The 16,541-nt window shown below is 59.6% G+C and carries 11 protein-coding genes; 7 read left to right on the top strand and 4 right to left on the bottom strand.

The annotated features are described in order from the left end of the window. Position 1 precedes the first annotated feature (1 nt). Positions 2-1,066 (top strand): CaiB/BaiF CoA-transferase family protein, encoded by a 1,065-nt coding sequence (locus tag IP81_RS13300; protein ID WP_054108450.1) that lies wholly within the window; start codon positions 2-4, stop codon positions 1,064-1,066. Between the two features lie 45 nt (positions 1,067-1,111). On the opposite strand, the gene IP81_RS13295 is transcribed toward IP81_RS13300, so the two are convergent. Continuing rightward, positions 1,112-2,179, bottom strand: coding sequence for a DUF475 domain-containing protein (locus IP81_RS13295; RefSeq protein ID WP_054108564.1), 1,068 nt, complete (start codon positions 2,177-2,179; stop codon positions 1,112-1,114). A gap of 35 nt (positions 2,180-2,214) precedes the next feature. Beyond that, entirely contained in the window at positions 2,215-3,084 is an 870-nt protein-coding gene (gene panB / locus IP81_RS13290; RefSeq protein WP_054108449.1) for a 3-methyl-2-oxobutanoate hydroxymethyltransferase, read from the bottom strand. Positions 3,085-3,280: 196 nt separating this feature from the next. Between panB and IP81_RS13285 the strand changes: the two genes are divergently transcribed. After that, positions 3,281-4,801, top strand: coding sequence for an amino acid permease (locus IP81_RS13285; RefSeq protein ID WP_054108448.1), 1,521 nt, complete (start codon positions 3,281-3,283; stop codon positions 4,799-4,801). Positions 4,802-4,873: 72 nt separating this feature from the next. Here the strand turns inward: IP81_RS13285 and IP81_RS13280 are convergent, their stop codons facing one another. Beyond that, positions 4,874-5,356 carry a pyridoxamine 5'-phosphate oxidase family protein gene (locus IP81_RS13280; RefSeq protein WP_054108447.1) on the bottom strand — a complete coding sequence of 161 codons (483 nt, stop codon included), beginning with the start codon at positions 5,354-5,356 and terminating at the stop codon, positions 4,874-4,876. 182 nt (positions 5,357-5,538) lie between these two features. On the opposite strand from IP81_RS13280, the gene IP81_RS13275 reads away from it, so the two are divergent. Genes IP81_RS13275 through IP81_RS13255 form a run of 5 tightly spaced genes read left to right on the top strand, consistent with a single transcriptional unit; the run spans position 5,539 to position 13,974 of the window. Further along, positions 5,539-6,315 carry a hypothetical protein gene (locus IP81_RS13275; protein ID WP_231626645.1) on the top strand — a complete coding sequence of 259 codons (777 nt, stop codon included), beginning with the start codon at positions 5,539-5,541 and terminating at the stop codon, positions 6,313-6,315. After that, the gene (locus tag IP81_RS13270; protein WP_054108446.1) at positions 6,212-7,801 is read left to right on the top strand and encodes a DUF6504 family protein; all 1,590 of its coding nucleotides are present in this window, start codon (positions 6,212-6,214) and stop codon (positions 7,799-7,801) included. The genes IP81_RS13275 and IP81_RS13270 overlap by 104 nt, the downstream gene beginning before the upstream one ends. A 60-nt stretch (positions 7,802-7,861) precedes the next feature. Next, the gene (locus IP81_RS13265) at positions 7,862-9,127 is read left to right on the top strand and encodes a putative DNA modification/repair radical SAM protein (RefSeq protein ID WP_054108445.1); all 1,266 of its coding nucleotides are present in this window, start codon (positions 7,862-7,864) and stop codon (positions 9,125-9,127) included. Further along, a complete protein-coding gene (locus IP81_RS13260) occupies positions 9,124-10,557 on the top strand; it encodes a UdgX family uracil-DNA binding protein (RefSeq protein WP_231626642.1) in 1,434 nt (477 codons plus the stop codon). Before IP81_RS13265 ends, IP81_RS13260 begins: the two co-directional genes overlap by 4 nt. Before the next feature lie 3 nt (positions 10,558-10,560). Further along, positions 10,561-13,974: an error-prone DNA polymerase gene (locus tag IP81_RS13255; protein ID WP_054108444.1), complete on the top strand. Its 3,414-nt coding sequence runs from the start codon at positions 10,561-10,563 to the stop codon at positions 13,972-13,974. 25 nt (positions 13,975-13,999) lie between these two features. Here IP81_RS13255 and IP81_RS13250 read toward each other — a convergent pair whose 3' ends face one another. Further along, positions 14,000-16,477 (bottom strand): hypothetical protein, encoded by a 2,478-nt coding sequence (locus IP81_RS13250; RefSeq protein ID WP_054108443.1) that lies wholly within the window; start codon positions 16,475-16,477, stop codon positions 14,000-14,002. Positions 16,478-16,541 lie beyond the last annotated feature (64 nt).

Raw genomic sequence — 16,541 nt, 5'->3', positions numbered from 1 at the left:
CATGGCAGGCGCACTCGAAGGGCTGACGGTACTGGAATTCGCAGGATTAGGCCCCGCGCCTTTTGCCGGAATGATGCTGGCGGACCATGGCGCGCGCGTGATCCGCATCGAGCGTCCTTCACCGGCAGAGCGTGTTGGCGATAGCGGTGAGCGCGATATTCTGAACCGCAACCGCGAGCTGCTGGAGCTCAATCTGAAGGACCCCGCAGCCATCGCGCAGATCCGCGCGCTGGTTAAAGAAGCTGATGCGATCATTGAAGGCTTCCGTCCCGGCGTGATGGAGCGGTTGGGGCTTGGTCCCGATGTGCTGCTGGCTGACAACCCCAAGCTTGTCTACGGTCGGATGACCGGTTGGGGGCAGGATGGGCCGATGGCCCCGCTTGCCGGGCACGATATCAATTATATCGCGCTTTCAGGCGCATTGCACAGCTTTGGCCAGGCAGGCGGCAAGCCGCAGTTCCCGGTCAATCTTGTCGGCGATTTTGGCGGCGGCGGCATGGTCTTGGCGTTTGGCGTGATGGCGGGAGTGTTTTCCGCCCAGCGCAGCGGCAAGGGCCAAGTCATCGATTGCGCGATGGTGGATGGCGCTGCGATCCTTTCCGCAATGACCTATACCTTCCTCGGCAACGGCACATGGAAGGACGAACGCGGGGTCAATCTGCTGGATGGCGGCGCGCATTTCTATGACACCTACGAAACCAGCGACGGCAAGTACATTTCGCTCGGATCGATCGAGCCGCAGTTCTACACGCTGTTGCTGGAAAAGACCGGGCTGGACGCCGATCCGGAATTTGCAGAACAGATGGATGCTACCAAATGGCCGCATCTTAAAAACCGCATCGCTGCGCTGATCCTTACCAAGACCCGCGACGAATGGTGCGCGATCATGGATGGCACCGACATCTGTTTTGCCCCGGTGTTGAGCCTGCTCGAAGCGCCCAAGCATCCCCACAACGCGGCGCGCGGCACATTTATTGAAGAAGACGGGTTCCTGATGCCGGGACCAGCCCCGCGCTTCCTCGGAACGCCAGCGCCTGTGCCCTCGCTCAAGGGCCGGGGCGTATAAAAGCGCGCTGCCGCTCCATCCGGGGCGGCAGCGCTTTAACGGCGATCAATCGGCGCGGACAGCCGCTTCGATTTCCTCATCGGGATGGCGGCGCTTGTGGCGGACCGACCACCACAGCGACAAACCGATCATCGCCGCACCAATCAGGCCGGTGACTGTTTCGGGGATGTGATAGCGCGCCGATAGCAGCATGATCGCCCCCAGCGCGATAATCGCCCAGAATGCGCCATGTTCCAGAAAGCGGTATTCCGAAAGCGTACCCTTCTGCACCAGCATGATTGTCATCGAACGCACGAACATTGCGCCGATGGACAGGCCCAGCGCAATGATCACCATGTTGTTGGAAAGGGCAAAGGCGCCGATCACGCCATCGAAGCTGAACGATGCGTCCAGCACGTTGAGGTACAGGAAGCCGCCAAGCCCCGAACGCACCACAACACCCGCCGCCTTCTGTGCTTCGTCCCGCATCTCAAGGATCGTGCCGAGCGCTTCGACCGCAATAAAGGTGACCAGCCCCAACACGCCTGATACGATAAAAGTCAGCGCATCATCAGCAGGCAGGGTCAGCGAAATGCCATAGATCGTGAGCAGCAATAGCGCGATTTCGGCGGCCTTGATGTTGGAAACAACGGCCAGCTTTTCCTCGATCCATTTGATCCAGTGCACTTCCTTTTCGCCATCGAAAAAGAACGACAAGCCCACCATCGCCAAAAATGCGCCGCCAAATCCGGCAATTCCGGTATGGGCGCTGCTGACGATTTCTTCGTAACGCTTGGGGTCGTTGAGGGATAGCGTCAGTGCCTCGATAGGGCCAAGGCCTGCGGCAATGGCCACAATCGCCAGCGGGAACACGATGCGCATGCCGAACACGGCGATGATCATGCCCCATGTCAGAAAGCGCTTTTGCCACACTTCGTCCATGTCTTCGAGCACGGCTGCGTTGACCACGGCGTTATCGAACGACAGCGAGATTTCGAGGATCGACAAGACGAATACGATCCACAGCAGCGAGAGCGTCCCGCTCATCGTGCCGGTCTGCATCCAGCCATAGGCCGCAGCCAGCGCGAGGCAGACCAGTGTGAAAAGGATGGACCCTTTGTAGAAGCGGAGCAGCAAACTGAAATTCCCTGTTCGGAGGTGATAGGCCGTTACTTCGGCTGATACGTCTGTTCAAGACCGGGGAACGTACGCTCGCGCACTTCCTTGGCATAAAGCGCTGCCGCGCCTGAAATGGTTCCGGCAATGTTTTCATAGATCTTCACAAAGCGCGGCACGCGTTCAAACATGCCAAGCATGTCTTCGGTCACCAGCACTTGTCCATCGCACTGCGCCGATGCGCCAATGCCGATGGTCGGGCAGGCAACGGCTTGGGTAATCGCAATGGCAATGGGTTCGATAACGCCCTCAATGACAATCGCAAAAGCGCCAGCATCGCATAGGGAACGCGCATCGCCGATGATCTTGGCCGCTTCTGCCTCGGACCTGCCGCGCGCATTGTAGCCGCCCAGCACGTTAACCGCCTGGGGGGTGAGCCCGACATGGCCCATTACCGGAATACCGCGCGCGGTGAGGAATGCTACGGTTTCAGCCATAGCTTCGCCGCCTTCAAGCTTTACCGCAGCGCAGCCCGTCTCCTTGAGCAGTCGCGCTGCGCTTTCGAAGGCTTGAATTGGCGCTGCTTCGTAACTGCCGAACGGCATATCGACCACAACCGCTGCATGAAATGACCCGCGCACCACCGCAGCACCATGGGCTGCCATCATGTCGAGCGTGACCGGCACGCTGGAGGGCAGGCCGTAAATCACCTGGCCCAGCGAATCTCCCACCAGCAGCAAGTCGCAATGTTCATCAAGCAACTGGGCCTGCCGCGCGGTATAGGCCGTCAGCATCACGATGGGTTGCGCGGTGACCCCGTCCTTCTTGCGCTGGCGGATCGCGGGGATCGTCAGGCGCTTCATCGGGCTTGGCGTCGGGTTCGCGCGGCTCGTCGAAGTATCGAGTTGAAACGTGGTAGACATCAATCAGCATCCTTGTGAGACTGCGCACCGCTTCTACTATGTTAACGCAAAGCCGCAAGGTTACGCACCTTATACGTAATCTTGGGGAAAAATGGCTTGCGCGATATCCGGTTCCCGCTAGCTTCCGGCCCATTACCTGGTTTCTGAAGCAACCGCATCGGCGGATTGGCGCTTTGGACCCATGCGGGAGAAATTCATGTTTGGTCGCGTCAAGCCGCTCGACGCCATTCTAGCTACGGCAGAAAAGAAATCGTTGCATCGCTCGCTGGGGGCATTCCAGCTGACAATGTTGGGCGTTGGTGCCGTTATCGGCACTGGCATTTTCGTGCTGACGGCCGAAGCTGCGCAAAAAGCTGGCCCGGGCATGTTGATCAGCTTTATCATTGCCGGGTTCGTCTGCGCAGTAGCAGCACTATGCTACGCTGAAATGGCGTCGATGGTTCCGGTCTCCGGATCGGCTTACACGTATAGCTATGCGGTGATGGGCGAACTGATTGCGTGGATGGTGGGCTGGGCCCTTATCCTCGAATATGCCGTGGCCGCAGGCGCGGTTAGCGTCGGCTGGTCGGGCTATGTGGTTGGCCTGATAGAGAATGCGTTCCATTTGGATATCCCTGATTTGCTGGTGCGCGGCCCTTATGATGGCGGCTTGGTGAACCTTCCTGCGATGTTAATTGCAGGGCTTGTCACATGGCTGCTGGTTATCGGCACCAAGGAAAGCGCCTCGGTGAACGCTGTGCTTGTGGCTATCAAAGTCGCGGCGTTGACCTTGTTCTGCATCTTGGCACTGCCAGTGATGAAGATGGAGAATTTCGAACCGTTTTCGCCTCTGGGCTTCGGCGGAATCGGTGCAGCAGCAGCTTCAATCTTCTTTGCCTATGTCGGCTTCGATGCGGTCTCTACTGCGGCTGAGGAAACCAAGAATCCACAACGCAACATGCCGATCGGTCTGATTGGCAGCCTTGGTATTTGCACCATCTTCTACCTGCTGGTTGCATCAGGCGTGATTGGTTCGGTTGGCGCGCAGCCGGTGCTTGATGCCAATGGCCTTGGCATGGAGCCGGGCAGTGCCGAACTTGCGGCCAGGTGCGCCGCGATGGGCGATCAGGCAGTCGTCTGTTCAAAGGAAGCGCTGGCGTGGACGCTGCGTGAAATCGGTTGGCCACAAGTCGGAAACCTGATCGGCCTTGCCGCCGGTCTGGCATTGCCATCGGTTATTTTGATGATGATGTTCGGCCAGACCCGCATCTTCTTCGTGATGAGCCGTGACGGCCTGCTGCCCGCCTCGTTTTCGAAGATCCACCCGCGCTACAACACGCCGCATGTGATCACGATCCTGACGGGCATTTTCGTGGCCCTCTTCGCCGCGTTCTTCCCGGTCGGTCTGCTCGCCAATATCTCGAACTCGGGCACGCTGTTTGCCTTTGCCGCAGTGTCGGTTGCTGTGCTGGTGATCCGTCGCCGCGAACCGGGCCGTCATCGCCCGTTCCGTACTCCGGCGATCTATCTCACCTCGCCGCTCGCGTTTCTTGGCTGCCTGTACTTGTTCTACAAGCTCGATTTCAAAAGCCAGATGCTGTTCGTGATCTGGGCGGTAATCGGTCTTGTGGTCTATTTCGCCTATAGCCGCAGCCGCAGCCACGTGGGTCGTGGGTCGGTCGAAGTGCATGAGATGGACGGCGATGTTCCGCCAACTTCGGTTCCGCCCATCAACTGATCGGTTGGACGCTTGAATGTGAAAAGGGCCGCCCCGAAAGGAGCGGCCCTTTTTTGTTACAGATCGATGAGATCAGAGACGGGTTTCAGTGAACCCGCCTTTGACGTCACCGGTAACATCCAGACCCAAAGCCATTTTGGCAACGCCAATGATGCCAAGCTCGCCCGCCCAGATTGAGGCATCGCCCAGATCCATACGCAGGAACAACAAGTCCGGGGCTTCTTTGCCGCCGGGAAACCATGCCGCAGCAAAGTTGTTCCAGTGCCTGTCCAGCAGCGCGCGATCCGTTTCCTCAACCAACGTGCCGTGGAAACGCGCGAACACGTCATGTCCCTTGGACGAGAATGTGGCGGTGGCACCGCCCATCGCGGCAAAGCGGTTATCGCGCGAGGTAAAGAACCAGATGGCGCTGTTTGCACCTTTGTCGATCTGTGCGGTCATCGGGGCGGCGGTATCGGGATCGGCATCAAGCTGAAGCATCACGTAGGGGGATGAGGCCAACGCTTTCCAGAATTTTCCACGAAGCTCTTCGGGATTGGCTTGATCGTATTTCATCGCAAATTTGCCTTTCGCGTCTGATATTTGATCGATGAACGGATCGGCGCGAGAGATGTTCCCCCCAAGCTATCCCCAAACCTTCCAGCATTTCTCCCCAAGGTTGTGCACACAGGCGACGCTCAAAGCGGATTGCGCGTTCTGAAAATAAGAACATAATAAGAACATAAGGAATGATTCGCATGTCAGAAGCCGCCCCTACCGTCGACCCTGCCCGCCTCGCTCCCGGCCTTGTCCGCGGCATCGGGGCAAGTGAACGCACCCCGCGCTGGCGCCCCGGCCTTGCCACGGGCTGCGCGCTGTCAGAACTGTTTGCGTCCGGGCGCGATGCATCGGGGGCAGGGCTGGCGCTGGCTCTGGCGCAAGATGCCTTGCGCATGGCCGTGCCCGATCCTGCGGCTGATATGCCCGATCATCGTCCGTTCCTGTGGGTGCAGGATAAGGCCGCGCTGCGTTTGTCCGGGCGGCCTTATCTGCCGGGCCTTCCGGCAGAAATGCGCCACCGCCTGATCCACGTTGCCGCCACGACGCCTGAAGACGCGCTGTTTGCCCTGGAAGAAGGTTTGCGCTGCCGCGATCTGGCTTTCGTTATCGGAGAGATCGCCGGTAACCCGCGCGCGCTTGATTTCACCGCCTCACGCCGCCTTGGCCTTGCCGCTGAAAAACACGGCGTCCCGCTCTGGCTGATCAGGCTTGATGCCAAACATGATCTTGGCGCATCCAGAATGCGCTGGCGGGTTGAGGCCGCACCTTCACCCCCTCCACGCTGGAACGCCCATGCGCCCGGCACCACCACTTGGGCGGCTGAATTGTTCCGCGCTCACACGTATCAACCCGGAAAATGGATTTTGCGCGATGACGGTCCCGCCCTCGTTGCACAACCTTACAGCAACCCCGCCACGCCGGATCATGGCGATCTGGTGCACGGGGCTGGCGATCGATCGCTGGCGGCTTTCTGAAGGCCTTGCGCGAGGGCAAGGCGCAGACGCCGAACCGCTCGCCCTGATCGAAGACACCGCGCACGGGCCACGTATCGCCGCTGCCAACCATGCGGCACAGCTCGCAGGCGCTGTGCCCGCCATGCGGCTTGCCGATGCGCGCACGCTATGCCCCGCGCTCGGCGTGCGTCCGGCTGACCCGGCAGGCGATCTTGCCTTGCTGGAAAGCCTTGCGCTGTGGTCGCAGCGCTGGGGGCCGTGGAGCGCGCTTGACCCGCCCGATGGCTTGCTGATCGACACAACCGGCGTCGCGCATCTGTTCGGCGGAGAGCGTGCGCTACTGGCCGATGCTATCCATGCCTTCACCCGGCGCGGCCTTGGTATCCGCGCGGCGCTCGCCCCCACCGCAGGCGCGGCATGGGCACTAGCGCATTTCGGGCCGGATGCCGCGATCATCGCGCCCGCTGACGATCCGCTGAGGCATCTGGGCGATTTGCCGACAGCCGCGCTGCGGCTTGACGACGACGTGATCCTCCTGCTGCGCCGTCTTGGCCTCAAGCGCCTTGGCGATCTGCATGGTCTTGCCCGCGATGCCCTGGCGCGGCGTTTCCGCAACCGCCGCTCGGCTGCATCCAATCCGCTGCTCCGGCTCGATCAATTGCTGGGCCGCTTGCCCGAACCGCTGCTGCCGGTGATCAGCGTCACCGCACCCCTCGTCCAGCGCCGCCTGATGGAGCCGATCCGCCATCGTATCTTGCTGGATCAGGTCGTGACCGATCTGGCGGGCGATATGGCGCGGCTGCTTGAAGCTTTGGGGCAGGGCGCGCGGCGGCTTGAACTGGGAATGTGGAAGGTTGATGGCGAAATGGCGGTGCGCCGCCTTGAAATGGCCACCGCCACGCGCGATTGCGCCCACATATGCCGCCTGTTCGCCACCCGCCTCGATGATGTGGATGCAGGTTTTGGCATCGAACTGGTGCGGCTACGCGCTTCGTGGACCGAACCGCTGGCACTGGCACAAGTGCAACTCGATGCCGCCGCCGAACGCCACGGTACCAGTCTGGCCGCTTGTGTGGATCGCCTTACAGTCCGGCTTGGTCCCGAAGCCGTGCGCCGTCCGGTCCCTTACGCCAGCCACTTGCCCGAACGCGCACAGCGTTGGCAGCCACCTCTGGCGGATCTGCCATCTTCACAAGAGGAATTGGCTTTCCATCACAGGCCATTGAAAATACTTGATAAGGCGGAATCCGTTGCCGTCATTTATGAAACGCCCGATGGCCTCCCGCGCCGTTTCCGGTGGCGCGGTGAAGTCCACGAGATTGCCCGCGCCGAGGGTCCGGAACGGATCGCGCCTGAATGGTGGCGCGAACGCTCCACCGTGCGCCTGCGCGATTATTACCGCATCGAAGATGCCACTGGACGGCGCTATTGGATCTACCGTCATGGCGTGATCGGTGACGGGCGCGGCGGAGCCCCCGAATGGTTCATTCAAGGATTGTTTGCATGATCCCCACCTGTCCACAGGTCCGGGGTGGCATATGTTTAAAAAAGAACATATAAAGAACGAATGCCGCAACCAGCCTTGCCCGCCCAGAAGACAATTCTTGAACGTCTTGAGATACTTGCCGATGCCGCCAAGTACGATGCATCGTGCGCATCATCAGGCACCACCAAGCGTACGAGCAAAGGCGGCAAGGGTATCGGATCAACCGAAGGGATGGGCATTTGCCATGCTTATGCGCCGGACGGGCGCTGCATTTCGCTGCTCAAAATCCTGCTGACCAATCACTGCGTTTTCGATTGCCATTACTGCATCAACCGCAAAAGCTCGAACACGCGCCGCGCCCGCTTCACTCCGCAGGAGGTGGTTGATCTGACGCTATCGTTCTACCGCCGCAATTATATCGAGGGTCTGTTCCTTTCATCGGGCATCGTCAAAAGCTCCAGCCACACGATGGAGCAATTGATAGAAGTTGCGCGTATCTTGCGGGAAGAGCACGATTTTCGTGGTTACATCCACCTCAAGACGATCCCTGAAGCCGATCCCGAACTGGTCGCCCGCGCCGGGCTTTATGCCGATCGTGTGTCGATCAATGTCGAACTGCCGACAGTCGCCGGTTTGACCCGCCTTGCGCCCGATAAGTCGGCCACGCAGATCGAAGGCGCGATGACGTCGCTCAAGGATTCCATCATCGAGGCCAAGGACGCCCGCAAACGCTTCCGCCATGCCCCGAAATTCGCACCCGCTGGTCAATCCACCCAGATGATCGTCGGCGCTGATGCCGCAACCGATGCCGATATCGTTGGCCGCGCCAGCACGCTTTACGGCAACTTTGGCCTGCGCCGGGTCTATTATTCCGCGTTCAGCCCGATCCCCGATGCCAGCGCGGTGCTGCCATTGAAGCGCCCACCGCTAATGCGCGAACACCGGCTTTATCAGTCCGATTGGCTTATGCGCTTTTATGGCTATGCCCCGCATGAGGTGCAGCAGGCCGCCGGAGCAGACGGAATGCTACCGCTGGATATCGATCCCAAGCTGGCATGGGCGCTGCAATTCCGCGCCGACTTCCCGGTGGACGTCAACCGTGCCCCGCGTGAACGCTTGTTGCGCGTGCCCGGCCTCGGCGTGCGGGCGGTCAACGCCATCATCGCAGCCAGACGCCAGCGCCGCTTGCGGCTTGAAGACGTGGGCAAGTTGACTGTGTCCGTCGCCAAAGTCCGCCCGTTCATCATTGCCGAGGATTGGCGCCCCGTTTTGTTGACCGATCGCGCCGATTTGCAAAACCTGATTGCGCCCAGAAAGTCCGAGCAACTGGAATTGTTTGCGTCATGACGCCGTTTCGCGCGATGCATTCGGCGGAGGCGTTTTGCGTGTCGCTGGCGGCTCCGGATGATTTCGAAGGCTGGCGTGATGCTGCGCGGCGGCTGATTCAGGCCGATGTGCCGCCAGACCGGATCGTATGGGATTCGCCCGCAGATCACAGCGCCGATCTGTTCGCGCAAGGGGAGCGGCGCTTGCCTGCACCTCCTGCCCATGCACCGCAGCCGCGCGCCTCACGCGATTTCGTGCAATATGCCAAGAGTGCGATCCTTCATTCTGACTCTAAACGTTTTTCTTTGATCTATCGCTTGCTCTGGCGGTTACAGGCCAAGCCGCGATTGATGGAGGACAAGGCCGATTCCGATGTGCGCAGCATCGATGAACTGGCCCGTCAGGTGCGGCGCGATATTCACAAGATGCGCGCCTTCGTGCGCTTCCGCGTGATCGAAGAAGCAGACGGTGAGCGCTATGTCGCATGGTTTGAGCCTGACCATCACATTGTACGGTCCAATGCTGCCTTCTTCGTGCGCCGTTTCACCACGATGCGCTGGTCGATTCTGACCCCGCGCGGCAGCATGCATTGGGATGGCGAAATCTTGCAGGAAGGCCCGCCTGCCACCCGCGCCGATGCCCCGGCGGGTGATCCGGTCGAGGCGCTCTGGCGGAAATACTATGCATCGACCTTCAACCCCGCGCGCCTGAAAGTCGGCGCGATGCTGAAGGAAATGCCGCGCAGATACTGGAAGAACATGCCCGAAACTTCGCTGATCCCCGAACTGATCGCGGGGGCGCAAGCGCGGGAGGCGCGCATGGTTGCGGCGGGCGGGCAAGACTTGGGCGAACGCCCCGCCACACTTGCCGGAATGGCCGAGGCGATCCGGTCATGCCGCCGCTGTGCAATTGGCTGCACGGGCACGAACAGCGTGATGGGTGAGGGGCCGCAGACGCCCGTTCTGATGATTGTCGGCGAACAACCCGGCGATACCGAGGAGCAGCAGGGACGTCCGTTCATCGGCCCTGCCGGCCAGTTGTTGCGCGCGCATCTTCAGGATGCCGGAATTGCGATTGAGCAGGCTTATGTGACCAATGCGGTGAAGCACTTCAAGTTCGCCCCGCGCGGCAAGCAGCGGCTGCATCAGAATCCTACCGCCAAGGAAATCGATGTTTGCCGTTGGTGGCTTGATGGCGAACGGGCGCTGATACGCCCACGCATCGTGCTGGCACTGGGGGCCAGCGCGGCGCGCGGCTTGCTTGGGCGGACGGTGAGCGTGCAGAAGGAGCGCGGCATCCCGAACCTTTTGGAAGATGGTAGCGAATTGTGGATCACTACGCATCCCAGCTATCTTCTGCGCCTTCAGGATCATGGGCGCGCTGAAGAAGAACAGAAGTTTGCCAATGACTTGCATCGCGTAGCTGCGCGGGTGTCAGAACTTTCGCGCTGAGCGATGCCCGATCCACCGCTTACCCCTCAACGTCGCCATGTTGGGCCTTTCGAAGGTGTAGCACCGCCGCGCGCCGCTTTTGTCGAGCTTGGCCTTGCCAGTTGCTTTTCCTTCTTGCGCGGCGCGTCCGATGCCATCGATCTTGTCACCGAGGCCCGCCGCTTGGGCTATGATGCTATTGGCATTGCTGACGTGAACACGCTGGCGGGGATCGTCCGGCTACACACCGAGGCAGAAGCCGCGCAATTACGCCCGGTCATCGGCTGCCGGATCGAGACGGTCGAAGGGTTGGCGTTCCTTGCCTACCCCGCAGATCGCGCAGCCTATGGCCGCTTATGCAGCCTGATTTCGGCAGGGCGGATGGCGCGGCTTGACGGGACTTGGCAGACCAAAGGCGTGTGCGATATCGATTTGGCAATGCTGGCGGCCCATGCAAAAGGCATCCACCTGATCCTTGTGCCTCCTCGCGAATTGGATCAACTATTTACGCTGGATATTGAAAGCAATGTGGTAGCTTTTCCGGGGCAGGAACCAAGCCTTGCTCCACAGGAATCCCACAGCCAATCCCTGCCTTTTCCCGAACTTATCCCCCACCTTGTCCACAGGCTACCCACGCTTGGCCACTTGGCAGCCAGTTACCTCTACACAGGTGACGACATTGTGCGGATTGAGCGGCTGAACGCACTGGCGCAAGCGTGTGGTGTGGCACTGCTGGCGACGAATGATGTGCTCTATAGCGCGGCAGAGCGCCGTCCGCTGCAAGACGTGATGACTGCGATCCGCCATAAGACCACGGTCGCCGATGCGGGGCTGTTGCTGGAGCCCAATGCCGAACGCCACTTGAAATCGCCCGATGAAATGGTGCGGCTGTTCCGGCGCTGGCCCCATGCGATCAGCGCGGCGCGCGAACTGGCTGATGCGTGCCGCTTTAATTTGAGCGAATTGCGGTATGAATACCCTGATGAGATCTGTCCTGAAGGCCAGGAACCGCAAGACTGGCTGGAAGTGCAGACATGGCGCGGGGCGGAGGAGTATTATCCTGAAGGCGTGCCCGAGAGCGTGGCCGCGACGCTGCGGCGCGAACTCGATTTGATCGGCAAACTCAACCTCGCAACCTACTTTCTGACTATCAAGGATATCGTTGATTTTGCGCGGAACTGTGATCCGCCAATTTTATGCCAAGGGCGCGGTTCGGCGGCCAATTCGGCGGTGTGTTTCTGCCTTGGCATCACGTCGGTTGATCCGGCCAAACATGCCCTGCTGTTTGATCGTTTCATCTCGGAAGAGCGCAAGGAACCGCCAGATATCGACGTCGATTTCGAGCATGAGCGGCGCGAGGAAGTCATCCAGTACATATACCGCCGCTATGGTCGGCACCGGGCAGGCCTGTGCGCGACGGTGATCCATTACCGTCCGCGTATGGCGATCCGCGAGGTGGGCAAGGCGATGGGCCTTTCCGAAGACGTGACGGGAGCGTTGGCCCGCACTGTCTGGGGCAGTTGGGGCCATGAGGTGGGCGAGCGCAATGTTGCGCAAAGCGGTTTGAATGAAATGGACCCGCACTTGCGGCGTGTTCTCAAGTTAGCTGAACAGATGATTGGAATGCCGAGGCATTTGTCCCAGCATGTGGGGGGATTTATCCTGACCCAAGGGCCGCTTACCGAGACTGTCCCCATCGGCAATGGCGCTATGGCGGACCGCAGTTTCATCGAGTGGGACAAGGATGATATTGATGCACTGGGCATTCTCAAAGTGGATGTGCTGGCATTGGGCATGCTCACCTGTATCCGCAAATGCCTCGATCTGCTGGGTGCGCATCATGGCCGCGAATTGACGCTGGCGACGGTCCCGCGCGAAGATCCTGCGGTTTACGATATGCTGTGCAAGGGCGATTCACTGGGCGTGTTTCAGGTGGAAAGCCGCGCGCAGATGAACATGCTGCCACGCCTGCGCCCGCGCTGTTTCTATGATCTGGTGATCGAGGTGGCGATCGTGCGGCCAGGCCCGATCCAGGGTGATATGGTCCATCCCTATTTGAAGCGGCGGCGGGGTGAGGAGCGGGTGGAGATACCCGCTCCAGGTCCGGAACATGGGCCTCCCGATGAATTGACCTCGATCCTTGCGCGAACGCTGGGCGTGCCGATTTTCCAGGAGCAAGCGATGAAAATTGCGCTGGATGCGGCCAAGTTCTCTAGCCTTGAAGCCAATCGTCTGCGCAAAGCGATGGCCACTTTCCGGTCGCGCGGGATGGTCCATGAGCTTGAAGACATGATGGTGGGGCGCATGGTCCAGCGCGGCTATGATCCTGACTTTGCCGCGCGCTGTTTCAATCAGATCAAGGGCTTTGGCGAATATGGCTTCCCTGAAAGCCATTCCGCCAGCTTCGCGCATCTGGTCTATGTCTCGTCATGGCTGAAGTGCCATTATCCGGCGGCGTTTGCTTGCGCATTGCTCAATTCGCAGCCGATGGGCTTTTATGCGCCTGCGCAGATTGTGCGCGATGCGGCGCAGCACGGCGTTGTGGTGCTGCCGGTAGACGTCAATCATTCCGATTGGGATTGCACGCTGGAGCAAGGCGGCCGAGCGCTCCGGCTCGGGTTTCGGCAAGTTGATGGCTTTCCCGAACATGCCGCAGCCATGCTGGTTGCGGCGCGAGCAGAGCAGGGGCCACTCCGTGATGTTGGTGCATTGAAGGACAGCGCCGGTCTTTCGCCTGCGCTGATCGAGCGGCTAGCCGCTGCCGATGCGTTCGGATCGCTTTCTCTTTCGCGCAGGCAAGCGCTGTGGGATGCGCGCAGCCTTGTCGCGGCCAAGGAACTGCCGCTGTTTGCCGCTGCCACCGCGCGGTCCGAGGGTGAGGAGCGGGTAAGGGCGGTGCTGCCGGTAATGCCGCTATCGGAAGAGGTCGTGGCCGATTACCAGACGCATCGCCTGTCATTGAAGGCGCATCCATTGGCGTTCTTGCGTGCAGGGCTGGGGGATCGTGGTTTTGTCCGCGCCGCCGATCTTCGCAACCACAAAGTCCGCGCCAATGTGCAAGTGGCGGGTGTGGTGCTGGTACGCCAACGGCCCGGAAGCGCCAAGGGAGTCTGCTTCATTACGCTTGAGGATGAAACCGGCGTCGTCAATCTGGTGATCTGGCCGGACCTTATGGAAAAGCAGCGCAAGGTGATCATGGGATCGCGGCTGATGGAAGTGCTTGGGCGGGTTGAGTATGACGACGAGGTAATCCACGTGATCGCCACGCATTTGACCGATGCCAGTGCCGGTCTTGATGCGCTGTCTGATGCCGACTGTCTTGTTCCGCAGATCGCGCGGGCCGATTTATGCAACCGTCCCAAGCCAGAGGGCGGCACTAATATCCGCGCGCACCCGCGCGATGTGAGGATTATCCCAAAATCGCGTGACTTCCATTAGGGCATGGGCATTAGATGTATAGACATCAGGTCCGCAGCCGCTCGATCCCTTGTGCCAGCGCAATGTAAAGCTTGCCCATGTCTGACGATAGAAGGGTAACGCCCAGCGCGTTGCCATCGCGTGTGGAAAGCAACTGGCGCAACATCGCTTCAAAGTCGTGAATGTAGCGATTCACATGTTCACGAAATTCACTCTCTGCCTCATAATGGGCCTGCACTGTCTTAGCTTCCGCAGTATCCAGTAGCGTAACGGCACGGCGTGTGAAGATGCCGCGATCCCCGCGCAAATAAGACGCCCATGATGTTTCCGAAACGTCTGATGACAGCGCCTTTGCAATATCGATGGACGTCGAGTTCAAGGAATCCGTGATGAGCGCGGCGCGGCGGGCAAAATCATTGTCCACTTGCTCCTCTGCCCGTTCGCGTGCCCGGCTTACGCGGGCTTCCAGATTGCCGGCAAGTTCGTCAACCAGGGTCAACTGGTCGCGCATCTGGATGGCAGTTTCACGGCTTGAGGAGGCGGCAGCATCAATCGCTTGCTCCAGTCGCCCGACCAGTTCAGCCGCCCTGCCTTGAAGAACGCGGCTGATGGCTGCGCTGCTTTCCTCGCCAAGATGCTCTGCCAATGCCTCAATCTCTGCTGCGGTATTGACGCGCAAATCTGTGCTGGTTTTGCCCATTGCATCTGAAAGACTTGCAATAGCGCCACTGAGCCGCTGTTCGATCTGTTCCGAAAGAGCGGCGCTATCCTGCCTAGCCTCAGCCAAACTTGATTGCGCATTTTGCAAATCTTTGAGTGTTTTAGAGACTTTGCCTTGCACACCGCCGACAGTTTCGGACAGGAGACGTCCACCGTCACCTGCTTCACGCAAGGTATCACGCAACGTGAACACACGATTTTCCAGCCCCTGAAGGCCTGCTTCTGTACTGCGCAGCGCCTCCGGCATTTGCGTGCGGGTATGATCACTACCGGCCTGTATGATCTCAAGCAGGCGGACCGCAGAATCTGTCAAAGTCTCGATCTGTGAATCCGTGCCAGCAACCGCACGCCGCATATCTGCGAGCATGGCGTTGATATCGGCAATGGATTTCTCAACGGCTCCAACCGCTTTGCCTCCCTCTTCGCCAGAGCTACGAAGAGCGACCGACAAGCTATTGACCTTATTGCTTATTTCGTCACAGGTATTGGCAAGCTTGGCAATTTCAGCCACCTGCTTTTTGCGTTGAGCCTCAATGGTTTGGTCAACCTCGGCCAATCTTGCAACAAGTGCCCCGGTTGCTTCGGTAGTGGCTTGTTCCATCACAGAGCGGCGTTGCGCAATGGCGCTGTCAATTGCGTCCAAGCGTTGATCAAGGGCACTTTGTTGCTCAGCCGCAGCAACCTCTGTTGCGGCGCGACGGTCAGCAAGATGCTCATCAAGATCGCGCGCTTGTCCTTCAAGCATGGCGGTAACCGAAGTGGCGGTTTCCTCGAACTGGGCCAGACGTTCTGCGGATGCTGTGAGCAGCGCCTCATGCTCCTCACCAAGTTGTGCCAGAGTAGCACGCAACGTAGCCGCATGTGCGTCAGTCCGCTCGCGCCACGCTACCAGCGCAGCCTGTTCGGTTCGCGCCATAGCTGCTGCATGATCGGTGCTTTGCGCTGATATAGCCTCAAACCTGCCCTCGGCGACTTTTGCGAGATCTTCGCTTGCCCGCGCAAATTGATCGAGCGAAGCTTGGACACGCTCACGCACGGTTGTGACCTGCCGCTCACTCGCAAGGCCGAAGTCATTAAGCCGTTGGAAGCCGGATACCATTTCTTCAAGCTGCAAATGCGCCGTTCGCCCCGCGTTGCCGATGCTATTGGTCACATCCTTGGCCGAATTGGCGATTACCGGAAGCTGCCCGCGCAGCTTTTCCATGTTTTCCAAAGCGCTTGCCGAAACATCGCTGATTTGATCCACGCGCTGTCGGTTGAACGTGAAAAGCTCCTCCAGCTTGGCGGCGCTACCTGATAACCGATCAACGGCGATACGGCCCAGCGATTCGAGATCACGGCTTTGCGCAGCGATGAAATCGCGCGCGAGGGAGAGTTCGGTATTGATGCTGAGAAGCCGCTTTTCGAGATCGGCAGACTCACGAGCCAAAGAAAGCGAAACTTCAACAAACCGCCCTGCTTCACGTTTACTGGTGCGCATCATGAGCAGCAGGGCCAGCAGCACGAGCACCACAGGAACTGCCCATTGCGATATCCAAGGCACCCATTGCTCGGGAACATATTTGCTGTCTGAAGGCAGGATGACGGACCACGCAAAGAAGCCCGTCCAACCGGCGATCATTGTCGCGGCCAAAGAAGGCAAGATCCAGCTGCGATCTTTGCGCTGCTGATGCTCAATAACATCATCCTCAACATCCCAAGATGCAGCAGCCTCCCCGTCAAAAACGGTGTCGGCATATGCCTCGGCATGGCCAGCGTCCTGTTCGGCGCCATCGATCGGAATTATCCGTGTTCCCCCGCTCATGTTGCGAAGACTATCACAATTTCATCCAAGTTTTAAACCCCACCTTAACACTTCGGCCCGTAGC

Source organism: Novosphingobium sp. AAP83 (genome assembly GCF_001295795.1).
Lineage (GTDB): Bacteria > Pseudomonadota > Alphaproteobacteria > Sphingomonadales > Sphingomonadaceae > Novosphingobium.
This window is presented reverse-complemented; position numbering and strand designations above follow the sequence as displayed.